10 protein-coding genes and 1 pseudogene are annotated in these 12,952 nt (G+C 63.3%); 4 read left to right on the top strand and 7 right to left on the bottom strand.

Annotation, left to right across the window (positions count from 1 at the left end; all coding sequences use genetic code 11):
- Positions 1 to 336 precede the first annotated feature (336 nt).
- Positions 337 to 746, top strand: a pseudogene (locus tag BZG29_RS28475) (transposase); the annotation flags it as partial.
- A 178-nt stretch (positions 747 to 924) separates the two neighbouring features.
- On the opposite strand, the gene BZG29_RS13635 reads toward BZG29_RS28475, so the two are convergent.
- The 7 genes from BZG29_RS13635 to BZG29_RS13665 form a co-directional block, all read right to left on the bottom strand.
- Positions 925 to 1,227 carry a hypothetical protein gene (locus BZG29_RS13635; protein WP_077403556.1) on the bottom strand — a complete coding sequence of 101 codons (303 nt, stop codon included), beginning with the start codon at positions 1,225 to 1,227 and terminating at the stop codon, positions 925 to 927.
- Position 1,228: 1 nt separating this feature from the next.
- A complete protein-coding gene (locus BZG29_RS13640) occupies positions 1,229 to 2,149 on the bottom strand; it encodes an EAL domain-containing protein (protein WP_077403559.1) in 921 nt (306 codons plus the stop codon).
- A gap of 128 nt (positions 2,150 to 2,277) precedes the next feature.
- Entirely contained in the window at positions 2,278 to 4,269 is a 1,992-nt protein-coding gene (locus BZG29_RS13645; protein WP_150130901.1) for an alpha/beta fold hydrolase, read from the bottom strand.
- Between the two features lie 109 nt (positions 4,270 to 4,378).
- Entirely contained in the window at positions 4,379 to 7,246 is a 2,868-nt protein-coding gene (locus tag BZG29_RS13650) for a TonB-dependent receptor (RefSeq protein ID WP_077403567.1), read from the bottom strand.
- 270 nt (positions 7,247 to 7,516) lie between these two features.
- On the bottom strand, positions 7,517 to 8,569 hold the full coding sequence (locus BZG29_RS13655; protein ID WP_077403571.1) for a serine hydrolase: 1,053 nt from the start codon (positions 8,567 to 8,569) through the stop codon (positions 7,517 to 7,519).
- Entirely contained in the window at positions 8,560 to 9,369 is an 810-nt protein-coding gene (locus BZG29_RS13660) for an alpha/beta hydrolase (protein ID WP_077403574.1), read from the bottom strand. The genes BZG29_RS13655 and BZG29_RS13660 overlap by 10 nt, the downstream gene beginning before the upstream one ends.
- Positions 9,366 to 10,382, bottom strand: coding sequence for a M14 family zinc carboxypeptidase (locus tag BZG29_RS13665; RefSeq protein ID WP_077403577.1), 1,017 nt, complete (start codon positions 10,380 to 10,382; stop codon positions 9,366 to 9,368). The genes BZG29_RS13660 and BZG29_RS13665 overlap by 4 nt, the downstream gene beginning before the upstream one ends.
- A 209-nt stretch (positions 10,383 to 10,591) precedes the next feature.
- On the opposite strand from BZG29_RS13665, the gene BZG29_RS13670 reads away from it, so the two are divergent.
- From BZG29_RS13670 to BZG29_RS13680, 3 genes are read left to right on the top strand one after another with little or no spacing between them, the layout of a single operon-like run.
- A complete protein-coding gene (locus BZG29_RS13670; protein WP_150130902.1) occupies positions 10,592 to 11,332 on the top strand; it encodes a hypothetical protein in 741 nt (246 codons plus the stop codon).
- Positions 11,329 to 11,904 carry an RNA polymerase sigma factor gene (locus BZG29_RS13675; protein WP_150130903.1) on the top strand — a complete coding sequence of 192 codons (576 nt, stop codon included), beginning with the start codon at positions 11,329 to 11,331 and terminating at the stop codon, positions 11,902 to 11,904. The genes BZG29_RS13670 and BZG29_RS13675 overlap by 4 nt, the downstream gene beginning before the upstream one ends.
- An 8-nt stretch (positions 11,905 to 11,912) precedes the next feature.
- On the top strand, positions 11,913 to 12,893 hold the full coding sequence (locus BZG29_RS13680; protein ID WP_077403583.1) for a FecR domain-containing protein: 981 nt from the start codon (positions 11,913 to 11,915) through the stop codon (positions 12,891 to 12,893).
- Positions 12,894 to 12,952: the final 59 nt, after the last annotated feature.

Consider the following 12,952-nt stretch of genomic DNA (forward strand, 5'->3'; position numbering starts at 1 on the left):
GTGGGTGCGGGCTGGCAAGACGGTCAGGCTGTGGCTGTTTCAAATCTGGACGTTGCTCAAATTTCATGATGACATAGGCCAAAAGAAGTTTCATCGCGGTTCAGGGGGAATGGGGCCTGGCGTTTTGTCAGGAGGGTGGCGATGGATAGTTTCAGTTGCTAAACCAGTTGTCGCCAAATAAACCGATTCACCTTGCCACGCCACCGCCACGCTCAATGCAGGTCGCCTCTTGCATTTCAGGACAGGTATATCGTCGATTCCGTCAGCGGGTTGGACGACGCTTCGCTGTCAATCGCCGTCGATGCCGCTTCCGAAACCGATGCGCTGTGCGGCGGCTGTCGCCAACCATGCGCCCTGGTGCACGAACGGCGATGGCGCCGGGTCCGGGTCTGGGTTGATGTGCTGGTGCAACTGCTGCCAATCGTGCATGTCGCCAGACTCACCGGTCTGCGTACGAGGTCGCGGGCGTGCGGCGCCTTGCCATGGATGAATTCTCCCTGCACAAGGAGCACCGCTACGCCACCGTCGTTTTCGATGTCCAGCGCATGCGCGTGCTGTGGGTCGGCCAAGGCAATGGCCGGGCGGCGATCCGCTCCTTTTTCCAGCTCCTGGTAGAAATGAACACGGCGATGGGTATCGACGTGCGTCAGTATTGCCCCAGCGCCGGAGTCGTCTGCGACTTGTTCCACGTGGTGGCCCGCTTCCGCCGTAAGGTCGTCGACCGCGTACGGGTCGATCAAGCCAATATTGCGTGCTGATCCCAAGGGGCGTCTGATCATCAAGCGCATGGCCTACGGATTTCGCGATTCAGCCTATTTCTTCCTGAAAATCAAGGATGCCTTCTCCGGCAAAGCGCGATGAACCAAAAAAAAAACGCGCCCGTGAGGGCGCGTCGTTGCGTGTGGCCGGCGGGCCGCCAGAGCTTCAGGAAATCAAGCGATGCCGGGAGGGGGCCATGAGTGCCTTGAGTTCGCCGATGGGCAGGCCCGATGCCTCGTGCATGCGTATCAGCATGTCGGTATCGACGGCGGAGTTCCCTTTTCTCAGTCTGCTGACCGCGAAGGGCGGCACGCCCAGTTCGCGCGCCAGGCAGGCGTCATTGGGCAGCCCCATGTAGGCGAGCAGGCGTTCGACCAGCGCCGCGGCACCATGCCCCTGGGCCGGTGTTTCGGCTTCCATGGGGTTGGCGGCCTGGGAATGCGGTATCAGTTGCTGCATGATGGTCATGTCATTGCGCCTTTACCGCCATGCTTCCAGGCTTGGCCAGTTGACCCTGGAGGAATTGCTCGCGCTCCATCGGGCGTGCCAGCGCATAGCCCTGGCCGATGCGGCAGCCGATGCCCAGCAATGCCGCCAGCACGGATTCGTTTTCGATGCCTTCGGCCACCAGTTTCAGATTGAGCCTGTGTGCCAGGGCAACGAGGGTGGCGACGATGGCATGCGAATGGCTATTGGTTTCCATGTCGCGAATAAAGGCGCCGTCGATCTTGACTTCATCGAAAGGCATCTTGAACAGGACGTTGAAGGTGGCGGAACCGGCGCCGAAGTCGTCGAGCGACAGGGGAAATCCCTTCGCCCGCAGGGTGTTGAGGCAGCCCGACAGGCACAGTTCATCGAGGACAGGCAAGTCTTCGGTGACTTCGACTTTCAGCAGCCGCGGCGGCAGGCAGGCATCCCACATTCTTGTGGCAAGCATATCTGCCATGCCGGGCGCGCACACGGTATCGATCGAGGCGTTGACGGCAACCGGCACGTCCGCACCTTGACGGCGCAGGTGCCGCAGCACATCGATGACCTCCTTGACGACCCGGTCGAATAGCTGCATATGCAGGCCGAGCCGGTTGACCATGGGAATCAGCACCGCCGGCGACACGTCGCCGTACCGTGGGTGCCGCCAGCGCAGCAGTGCTTCCGCGCTGACGATGCGCCTGCTGTGCAGGTCATACTGTGGCTGGTAGAGCACGCGCAGGCCCTCGCCTGTGCATATCGCATGGACGACGTCGGCATCGCTGGGCCGTGCCGGGGCATATCGCTTGAGCGCTTGCGGATGCTGTTTGCGTTCCTGCGGCACGGCGCCGGGCACGGTGAGGCGCAAGGGCAGGCGCTGGCACACCGTGATGGAAGGAATGGCATACACGGTGGCGCTCATGGCATTTTTCCCGGCGGATTAAGATGGAATAAGTATAGGGACGGCGATTTCAGCGGGGAATCGGACTGTTCTGAAAAGCGCCGCCCCGCCCAGGCTGGACGTCATGACGGACCGGCCAGTTTGCCCGGCTAGCGTGCCGTTCCCGGGCCGATATAACGGTCGATGAAGCGGAATACGGTCTCGCCCCACAGAATCCGGTTGCTTTCCTTGGCCCAGCCATGGCCCTCGCCCGTCATCACCATCCACTCGACGGTATTACCTTGCTTGCGCAACTGGTCGCGCATTTTCTCGCCGTGAATCAGGGGCACGCGCATGTCCTCGCTGCCGTAGGCCATCAGCACGGGCGCTTTGATCCTGGCGGCATTGCCGATGGCCGAAACTTTTTGGAAATACGCGTCGTCGGTCTTCGGATCGCCGTGCATCTTGGCACCCATGTCATCCATGACCGGGCCGGACATATCGGACCAATTGACGGTAAACAGCATCTTGACGTCGGTGACGCCGACCCAGTTGATGCCGCATTGGTACAGGTCGGGGTTTTTCACCAGGCCGTACATGGTGGCGTAGCCGCCGTAACTGGCGCCGATGATGCACACGCGCTTGCGGTCGACGATGCCCTGCCTGACCAGCTCCTCGATGCCGTCCGTGATGTCGTCCTGCATGCTCAGGCCCCATTGCTTCCAGCCCGCCGTGTGGTGTTTCCAGCCAAAACCGGTCGACATGCGAAATTGCGGCTGCAGCACGGCATAGCCGCGCGAGGCCAGCATCTGGCTCAAGGGATCGTACTGAAAATGGTCGCGCGAGTGCGGTCCGCCATGGATGTAGGCGACCAGCGGCAGGGCCTTGGGCGCGCGGCCTTGCGGCAAGGTGAGATAGGCCGGAATATTCAGTCCGTCGCGTGCCTGGTAAGAGATTACTTTCTGTTCGGAAAGTTTCTTGCCATCCAGAATGGGCATCACACTGTACAAAGGCTCCAAGGTTTTTTTGCGCGTGTTGAACAAATACAGCTTGCCCACATTATTCACACCTGTGGCACTGACAACCGCGTGGTCGCCACGCCATTGGAAATTGACCTCTTCGTTGGGCAAGCTGGCGTTCAGCGACGCCTGCAGGCGTGCATATTCCGGATCGAAGTAGTGCTTTGTCGGCTTCATGCCATCCACCTGCACGCCGATGATTTTCTTGCGCGCATAGTCGAACAGCAAGCCGTTATTGACATCGACTAGTGTATCCTCGGCAATTAAATCCCCGGCCTTATTGCCGGAGAAATCCCAGATGTGGACGCCCGCCTTGTCGCGGCCGTTGAAGCGGCCGGCGACAAACAAGGTCTTGTTGTCGAAATCGAAGCCCAGCGGATTCATGGTTTTGCCTTCAGTGGCATAGGCTTGGTAGATGGGTTTCCACGGCGCCTTGTCTTCTTCGCGGTAATACACGGTCTGCTTGATGCGCTTGCTGCCATCTTCCACGCTCATGGCCGAGGCCACCCGGATCACATTGTCATGATCGAGCAGCCAGTCGCTGACGGCGCCGGGATTATCAAATGTCAACAAGGTCTTGCGGCCAGTGGTCGTGTCCATGCGAAAAACGTCGCTGGCGCCCAGGTCGGCCCCGCTGCCGCGCTCGTTATTGGAGACAATCAAATCGTTGCTGCCGTCGCCAACCCGCTTCAATACCTGTACCGGTTTGTAGGGCTTGCCGGTGCTCATGGCGTCCTTGACGCTGGCTACCAGGATGCGGAAAGCGCTGCCGTCGCGGTTGACGGCAAACAAGCCGCCGCCCGTCTGTTTTTCCATCACTTCGCTGCTGCCCTTGCTGATGCTGAACACAAGGCGCTGGTTGTTCACCCACAGCGGACTGGTGACATCCCAGTCCGGATCGGAGGCCACGACGGTGGAAGCGCGCGTCTCGAGGTTGATAATGGCCAGCACGAAACGTCCGTTGCGGGGCGTGAGCACGGCAAGGTTCTGTCCGTCCGGCGACAGCGTGGGGCTGCCGCTAAATTCGCTTTTCTTGAAAAAATCCGCAATGGGAATCGTCTCGTCGGCGTGCGCGAAGTGCGCATGCATGCCGCCACAGGCAAGCAGCAAGGCGAGTAGCGTGAGAGTGGGAGTGTATTTCACTTATTTCTCCAGTCAGAATGTGCGGTGACATCGGGTATGGCGGCCTGGCCAGCCAGGCCGCCTGCAGCAGACAAGGCCGCGCAGAACTGGCGCGCCTCGATCCCTTGCGTTACTTGAAGGTGTAGTCGGCCGTCAATTGGACGTAGCGTCCCATTGCACTATGCAAGCCGGAAATGTAGTTAGATTCACCATTTGGATAGAGTGGCGATTTCCGGTCAAAGGCGTTGCGCACCGCAAGACTCAGCTTGGTGTTCTTGAAACCGGAGTAGCTGCCGCCCAGATTGAAGACGGTGAACGAGGCAATGCCTTTGCATAAGGCGGGATAACCTTCTGTTGCCAGTTTGCATGCTTGGCTCCGGTCTGTAAAAGACGACATCTTGCCGGTAAAATCCACATCTGCCGACAGCTGGTAGGCGGCTTTTTTCCAGGCCACGCCCAGATTGCCCTGCACGGTGGGAAACCCTGCGAGACCAGCCTGCGGGCTCGGCTTGTCGTCCACCGATGCGGCATATTGGTAGGAATGGGTATGGCTCAGGTTCAGCTGCGGATGCAGGGTGCCGTATTCGCCGAGGTTGAACCTGCCCACCATCTTCAAGTCCAGGCCGCGGACCTGTGTCACTGCCAAATTGGTCAGCAGCATGGTAACGGCGGTGATTTCGCCCGCAGTCGCGCCTGCCAATTGATCGGCTGACGAGAGCGGTGCGCGCACGACGGCCACGGCAGGATTGTTGGCGTATTGTGACGGGTTGTTCAAGACTTTCGTCAGATCCAAGGTGGAAATTTCGCTATCGCGTTTGATCTGCCACACATCGAGTGTGCTCAGGAATGCGCTGCTGGGCTCCCAGGCCATGCCGAGGGTGACGCTTTTCGCCGTTTCCGGCTTGAGATCCTTGTTGGCCCCGCTGCGATACGCAAAGATACTGTCGCAGCCCAGCTTGAAATTGCTATTGCAGCGGGCCGTATCCTTGTGCGTGAGATAGGCATTGCGGATATCGGTCGAATTTTCCACCAGCGTGGGCGCGCGGAAGCCTTCCGCATACGTTCCGCGCAGCATGAATGCGGGCGTGACCGACCATTTCAAGCCCAGCTTTGGCGTCGTCGAGCTGCCATAGTCGGAATAGCGGTCGTGTCTTGCCGCCAGGCTCGCTTCCAGATTCTTCACCAGAGGAATGGTGGCTTCGGCAAACACGGAGGCGATATGGCGGCTGTTCGAGATGCCAGGAGCCGATTGCGCCTGATGATAGAGCTCATTGGCAATGGCGCGGGCGTCGGGCGAGGTGGTCAGCGATTCGCGCCGGAATTCCGTTCCCAGCGCCACACCCACGGCGCCCGCGGGCAGCGTGAACAATTCACCGGAAATCTTGGCGTCGATTTGTGCCAGGGACGACTTGAATGTACTGTCGGCGCTGCTTATGATTGTGCGGTACAGCGCCTCGTTGGCACTGCCGCCGCCAAAGATAAAGCGGCCCTCGTGGTAGGCCTTGGCGAGGGGGGCGGTCAGAATGGCGCTGCTATTGTGTGATTGGACTTTGCTGCCGGTGAAAAGGACGGCTGTCTCCCAATCCCAGTTCTTGTAGTCGCCTTTGACGCCTGCCAGGTAGCGGCTGAAATCGGTCGTATTCTTCCTGCCCTGGGAAGGGAAATCGCGCAGCGAGGCACGTACGCGCACCGTGCCATTTTCGCCGGCCAGGGTCTTGCCGTCAGGGCCGATCAGTTCTTTCGGGTATTGTGGGTGGGTAATGGGCAGGCTAAGGGTCTGCTGGCCAATTTGCCCGGCGAACCAGTGCGGGATGCCAGTGATCGTCCCGGTGTTCCGGTTAAACATGAGTTCGCCGAATACGGTGGTGCTGGCGTTTGCCTGCCAGGTAACCCGGCTGGTCAGGCCGATGCGGTCCGTCTTGCCGCCGGCGTTGACGGTGCTATCCTTTGCATTGTCGAAGACGCAGGCTTGTCCCATGGAATTAATGTGCAGTATTGACGACGCCGGCACCAGGCGGTCCGCCGGACATTGATTGTCCAGGGTGCGCATCACATAGCGGCCAGTCGCCTTGTCGATCCAGAAAAGGTTGCCGGGGTAGGTGTACAGCGTGCGCTTGTCCTTGTAGCCCCAGGCGCGCAAATCATCCGTGCCCAGATAGGCATCGCGCTTGTGCAGATACATTTCCTTGCGCGAACGCACGTCAAGCGTGGCATAGGCGTTGAAGTGGTCCTTGACCAGGCTGCCTTTGCCGACGCTGATGGTGGCGCGCTGTTGTTCGCCATCGCCGCGGCTGGACTGGCCCAGCGAAGCGCTCAGTTCCAGGCCTTCGTAACTGCTGCGCAGGATAATGTTGATCACACCGGCCATCGCTTCGGAACCATAGATCGCCGAGGCGCCATCCTTCAGGATTTCAATCCGTTCCACGGCGCCGACGGGAATGGAATTCAAGTCGACGAAGGTGGTCTGGAATTCCGGTTGCGCATACGCCGCCAGCCGGCGTCCGTTGATCAGCATCAAGGTCGCCTGGCTGCCGATGCCGCGCAGGTTCATGCCGGCGGCACCGGCCGTGAAGCCGTTGGTATTGTTTTCATTGATGCCCCCAATATTGGCGGAAATCGTGCGCAGTACTTCATTGAGGGAAGTGGCGCCGCCGCGCGTCAGTTCTTCGCGCGTGATGATCTGCACGGGCGAGGCCGATTCGAGTTCGATGCGCCGTACGTTCGAGCCTGTGACGTAGACTTTTTGCGTGGGGGCTTTGTCCGCCGCGTCCGCCTGGATGGCGGGAACGTCCGCACCTGCTTGCTGCGCCTGTACCTGCCCCGCGATGCTGAAACCGGCGGCTGTCGCCATTGCGAGCCGGACCAGTACGACGAGTTTTTTTTCGTTGAGTAACATTGCACCCTCTTTGGTTATAGGTAATTGTTGTGGTAGCCAATAACGCGACTTGCCGCCTGGCCATTCCGGTGCCTGGTATGGCACTGGTGTGGCCTGATGCATCAGCGGCTAGCGCTCATCGAAATATTGTATTTTTCTCAATGGGCGACTTCAAATATACCGAGCGGAAAAGGGCGGAAAAATAGGACTGGTCTTAAAGCACATCGCTAAATTCTTAATACAACAAGGACCTGCTGGAGCGCCGGATAGGGTAGTAAGCCGCTGGATGAGGGCGATCTCAGGGGAGGGGTGTGCTGTCGCGCTGGCTCAGGCGCGGCTGCCGATTGCGGGCGACGATCCGGCCGGGCACTTGCGCGTGCGCCAGCCGCGGGTTCAGAGCCCGAAGGCGCAGCGCATGAAGTCGTGTCGCAGCGCGTTGATCCGGGCGAAGTCGCGCGTGTAGTACAGCTTGTTCGTCAGCAGCACCGCGTAGCGGCCGCGCCGTGGGCTGAGCCACATAGCGGTACCGGTGAAACCCTGGTGGCACCAGACGTCGTCCTGGGGCCCGGTGCCCGCCGCCGGGTGCCAGAACAGGCCGCGCGAGGGATTTAACGAACCCGTCTGCACCGTCAGCGAAGCGCGCACCCAGCCGGCGTCAAACACCTGGCCTGCGCCATGCAGGCCCGGCGCCAACATTGCCTGCAGGAAACGCTGCAAGTCGGGCACATTGGAAAACAGCCCGGAAATGCCGCACACGCCGCCCAGCAGCCGGGTCGAAAAATCATGCACCACGCCGGTCAGGTGGGCGCCCGCCTGTTCGCAGTACTCGGTCGGCGCGACCAGTTGGCCGTGGCGTGGCGCCAAAGGGCCGTAGCCCGTGGCGGCCATGCCCAGCGGGTGCAGCACATGTTGTGCCAGGGCCCGGTCCAGCGGCAGGCCCAGCAGCCGTTCGATGACCAGGCCGAGGATCAGGGCCGCGCGGTCCGTGTATGCGACAGCCTGGCCCGGCGTGCCTTCCAGCGGTTCGCGCAGCACGCCGCGCACGATGTCGTCGTACACCTCGCCATAGCTGGCGCGCAGGCGGGCGCGCAGCGGCAAGCCGGCCGTATGCGTGAGCAGCTGGAAAATCGTGACGGGCGCCAGTGCATAACCGTGGGTGCCGGGCAGCCGGTCGTCTAGCCGGTCGTCCAGGCGCAGGCGTTGCTGGCCAATCAGCCTGCCGATCAGCGACCAGACGCTGACGATCTTGGTCAGCGACGCGATGTCGAACAGGGTGTCGACCTGCATCGCGGCGCTGGCGGGATCCGGCGTGAGCCGCCCGGCCGCGCCCGCCGCGCCGTGGTCGACGGTGCCCACGGCCCAGGCCGCGCCCGGGAAAATCCGCTCCTGCACGCCGGCCTCCGCCAGCGCTGCAAGTTGCTCTGTATGGCTGTTTATTAACTGCATGATAATTGTGCCGCCCTGCCATGGTCCGTCAATTCTTCCCCCAGCCAGCGCGCCACCGACCGCGCCAGCCATTCCCCCTCGTCGAGCGGCAAGTCGTGCCCTGCGTCGCGGTGGATCAGGCAATCGGCTTGCCAGGCGCGCGCCAGGCGCTGCGAACAGCGGTGGTCGACCAATTGATCTTGCGCGCCGGCCATCACCAGCACGGGCATGGGTGGGCGTATTGCCGGGGCGCGGTAGCGGGCGGCCGACAGCAGCTGGCGCAAGGCGTTGCGGCGGCTGACCGGGTATTCCTGCTGGTAACGGAGCCAGTCGGCCAGCAGCGCGGGGTTGCCGTCCGCATTGCGACGGCTCGTCAGGCGCAATATCAGCGCTTCCTGACTGCGTTGGTCGCCGGCCAGCAGCTGGCGCAGCAGGGCGCCGTAGTTTTGCCAGCGCAGGCGCCGGTAAAACGGATTGAACGGCCGCATGCTGGTATTGATGAGCACGCAGCGCGCGATTTCCTGCGGGTAGCGGTGACCCCATTCGACGGCCACCATGCCGCCCAGGGACAGGGCCAGCAAGTGGTAGGGCGCCGGAATGCCCCGCGCCTGCAGCTCCCGGCGGCAGTCTTCCACCATGTCGGCCACGCGCGTGGCGCTCGTTTGCAGGTGGCGCGTGCCGTTGCCGGGCAAGTCGGGCGTGACGATGCGGGCGCCGGGCAGGGCGCGCGCGAGGGTGGCGGGGAAGCTGCCCCAGTGGCGCTGTTCGCGCATCAGGCCGCGCAGCAGGACCCAGTTATCGTGCGTGTTGATCTGCGTCATGATTCATACCATTGCGCCAGGGCGCGCCGGCGCTGTGCCTTGCGCAGCAAGCCTTCCGGCATCCAGCGGCCGTGGCTGCTGGCGGCGCGCATGAGGAAATCGAACCACACCAGGTGGCGCCGCAGCACGCGCTGCAGCCGGTGCGCAGCCGTGGGATTAAAAATGCTGACCCGGTTGAACAGTTGGCGCGGGTTTTTCTTGACCCATAGCCACGAGCCCATTTCCAAGGTCAGCGGCAGGAATACGCGCCCGCTGTAGCTGGTGCCGTTCAGGTACAGATAGTCCCACAGGTCGCCATGCGTGCGGTATTGCCGGCTTTGCGGCTCGAACACATAGTTGTGGTTGGGGTAGCTCTGGCTGAACAGCTCTTCCAGCGCGCCGATTTCGGCCAGGTGTTCGATCGGCACCTTGGTATGCGCATGGGGAAACCAGATGCGGTCGCGCAGGCCGAAGCCGGAATGGCAATCGAGGGCGATGCTGAACTGGCGCGACAGCAGTTCGCGCTCGACGAGGTCGCACACGGCCCGGCTTTCCAGCTCCATCGGGCCATCCGCCGCGCCCCGGTACCAGGGCAGGCGGGGGCTGTAGCGCTGGCCGCCGAGCATGAACGGCACTTTTTCGCGCGCGCTCAGCGGCGCGTTGCGCATCAGGTCCACGCCGCGCGGATTGCAGCGCGTGGCTTGCCACATGCCGCCCGGATTAACCAGCGGCATGAACACGAGGCGCATGCTTTCCAGCTGCTGGTGCAGGGTGGCATCCCAGCGCAGGCGCGCGACCAGGCTTTCCAGGAAAGACAGGATGACTTGCGTGCCGATGCGCTCGAGGCCGTGGATGCCGCCGAAAAAGCCCAGCACGGGCACGTCGGGGCTCGGATTGCCCAGCGCGATGGAGTACACGGGAAACTCGCGCCCATCCATGGCGATGCTGCAGGGCGCTGCCACTTCCAGGTGGCTGCCGCCCTCGTCGATGAGGCGCTTCAGCATGACCAGCTCGGGCAGATTCTTTTCGATCATCAGGCGTCTGAATGGGAAAGTGACAGCCAGTGTAGCCGAAATAGTCGGCGCGCCGGGCGTCCCGCATGGCGAAATTTATGCATGCTGACGATGTCACGAAGCCGTCATTTTTTGTGTGTAGGCTATTGCAGTTGATGCAAGAGTTGTTACTTGGCAATGCCTTGTTTCCACGCAGTTTCCCCCTCACACGATAGCGACTCGATAGCGATATGACAGGCAGCCCGGCATCCGTCCATGTGCTTGCGCTGGCGGGATACCTGGTTTTGCTGGGTTTCCTGGCCGCGGCGGGGCCGGTGCGGGCGCAGCCGGTCGACGGCCCCGTGCTGCAGTTCGATATCGCTGCGCAAAACCTGGGCGACGCGCTGGACCTGTACAGCCGCCGCACGGGCATCGCCGTGCTGATGGACCAGCGCTATGCGCAGCGCCAGTCGGGCGCCGTGCGCGGCGCCCATGCGGCCGGCGCGGCCCTGCAAGCCTTGCTGGAAGGAACGGGTTTGCAATCGCGCCTGTCCGACGCGCAAGCCGTCATCGTGTACGCCCCGGCCGGCGCTGGCGCTGCCGCCACGGCGGAGCTGCCGCAGGCCGCCGTCGTGGCCGCCGCCGACATCCCGGGCGCCGTGCAGGGCGGCGGCGACCATCTGGCATATGTCAGCCGCCTGCAGCACGTGTTGCTGGGGCTGCTGTGCCGCGCGACGCAGACGCGTCCCGGCGGCTACCGGCTGGCGCTGCAGCTGTATCTGAACCGCGCCGGCGTGGTGGAGCGCGTGCACCTGCTCGACAGCACGGGCTTGCGCGCGCGCGACACGGCGATTGCGCGCGTGGTGCTAGGCATGCGCGTGGGCATGGCGCCGCTGCCGTCGATGCCGCAGCCCGTCTCCATCCTGCTGCTGCCGCAAGGCCCGGGCAGCGAAGTCGATTGCGCCGCCGCGCCGGGCAGAAACGCGCCATGAGCATGCCCGACCTGCGCACCAGGCTGAAACGCCACCTCAGTTCGCGCTACGCCGTGCTGCGCTGGCGCCTGGAAAGGGTCGTCGGCTGCAAGCACCATGCGGCCGATGCGCTGCAGGAAACCTGGCTGCGCCTCGAAGCGATGGTGGCGCCCGGTCCCGCCGCCGCGCCCGTCCACAACCCCGACGCCTATCTGCTGCGCATGGCGGCCAATATCGCCACCGATGCTTACCGCCGCGACCGCATCATCGTCACCGAGCGCGAACGCGAAGAGCTGATGCACCTGGCCGACGAGGTGGGCGACGACATCAGCGACCCGGCGCGCATCGTCTCGGCGCGGCTCGATGTGCAGGCGCTCGACGCGGCGCTGGCGGGCCTGTCGCCGCGCCGCCGCGCCATCCTGACGGCGGCGCGCATCGACGGCATGCTGAATGCGGAAATCGCCGAGCGCTTCGGCATTTCCGTGGCGATGGTGAAGAAAGAATTGCAGGCCGCCATGCAACACTGTAAAACGTGCATGGCCGACGCCGATGCCGCCCAGCGCAGCGATGTGTCGGGCCGCCGTAAATATTGATGAATCTCATGACTGCTCCTGACCGCGATCCACGCGACCCTTCCAATACCGCCGACGGCGATGCTGCCATCGGCCGGCAAGCCGCCGCCTGGTGGGCGCGGCTGCGCGGCGACGATTTCACGCAGGCCGATGCCGACGCCTTGCGCGCCTGGTGCGCGCGCAGCCCCGCGCATGCGCGCGCCTGGCGTGAACTCAGGCAAGTATGGCAGGCGCTCGATCCCGCCTTGACCCGCGCCGCCGCCGCGCCGCAGCGGGCGAACGTGCTGGCGTTCCCGGCGCGCCCCGGGCGCCGGGCCTTCCTCGGCGGCGCGCTGGCGGCCGGCGTGGCCGTGCTGGCCTTGCGCCCGCCGCTGGGCGCCTGGCCGTCGCTGCAGGAATTGAATGCCGACTACCGCACGGGCACGGGCGAACAGCGGCAACTGGCCCTGTCGCAGCAGATGACGGTGCAGATGAATACGCAGACGCGCATCGATGTGCGGGCGCCGGAAGCCATCGAACTGCTGGGCGGCGAGGCGGAAATCCTCGCCAGCGGCGCGCGCCAGCCCGTGTCGGTGCTGGCGGGCGCGGGGCGTTTATTGGCGCAGTCGGCCCGCTTCAATGTGCGCCACACGGACGACGCCATCTGCGTCACCTGCCTGGCGGGCGCAGTGGAAGTCGTCTGGCAGCAGCGCCGCCAGACCCTCGATGCTGGGCAGCAACTGGTCTACGACGACCGCGGCGTGCAGGCCGCCACGGCCGCACCAAAGGGCGAGGCCAGCGCGTGGCGCACGGGCGCGCTGTCGTTTGTCGGCAAGCCGCTGGCCGAAGTCGTCGATGAAATCAACCGCTACCGGCCGGGCCGGGTGGTGCTGCGCAATGCCGAGCTGGGCCGCCGCCTCGTGCGCATGCGTTTTTCCATCGGGCAAACCGATGGCGCGCTGGCGATGATACGCGACCTGTACGGCGCGCAAATGACCAGTTTGCCGGGCGGCATCGTGCTGCTCAGCTGATTTCCGCTGATTCCAGGTTTCCCTTTGGCAGGCCTATTTGAAAATATTTGAAAATATTT

This window comes from Janthinobacterium sp. LM6, assembly GCF_002002885.1.
Lineage (GTDB): Bacteria > Pseudomonadota > Gammaproteobacteria > Burkholderiales > Burkholderiaceae_D > Janthinobacterium > Janthinobacterium kumbetense.